The organism is Paenibacillus sp. AD87, assembly GCF_001659845.1.
Lineage (GTDB): Bacteria > Bacillota > Bacilli > Paenibacillales > Paenibacillaceae > Paenibacillus > Paenibacillus marchantiae.
Genome location: NZ_LXQN01000025.1, coordinates 1 through 668 on the forward strand (window position 1 = coordinate 1; position 668 = coordinate 668).

The 668-nt window shown below is 45.5% G+C and carries 1 protein-coding gene; it reads left to right on the top strand.

Annotation, left to right across the window (positions count from 1 at the left end; all coding sequences use genetic code 11):
* Positions 1 to 668, top strand: a 668-nt coding sequence (locus gpAD87_RS31305) for a sugar phosphate isomerase/epimerase family protein (RefSeq protein ID WP_064642995.1), incomplete at both ends; no start/stop codon positions are given.

Genomic DNA, 668 nt, shown 5'->3' on the forward strand with positions numbered 1-668 from the left:
AAAAAGACATTAAACGTACATTGCAAAAAATTGCGGAGATGGGTTACACATCAATCCAGGTTTCTGCAATCGGTAAAATCAAGCCGGAAACACTTAGAGCTATGTGCGACGAGTTATCGCTCCAAATTGCTCTGACGCATACGAGCCCTGAGCGGATATTGTATGAAACCGATCAAGTGATTGAGGAGCATAACATTCTTGGTTGCGATTATATCGGTATCGGAGCTATGCCGGATAAATATCGGTCACGGGATTGGTACGGATATTTCGCGAGTGACTTCCGGGAAGCGGCTCGGCGGATCGCCAGATCCGGAAAGCTATTCATGTATCACAACCATCATTTTGAGTTTGAGAAAACGGATGGCAAGCGTATGATCGAACGTCTTATCGAGGATTTCTCACCCGAGGAACTGGGAATTACTCTGGATACGTATTGGGTACATGCTGCCGGAGCTGACGTATGCGAATGGAGCGATAAATTAAAGGACCGCCTTCATTGCGTGCATTTGAAGGACATGGGTTCGGATAAGCAAATGGAACCGGTGATGGAAGGTAACATGAATTTCACAGGAATTTTGAAAGCGCTTGAAAATGCGAATACGAAATATTTGCTCGTAGAGCAGGACGTTTGTCAAACGAGTCCGTTCGATTGTTTGCAGACGAGCTAC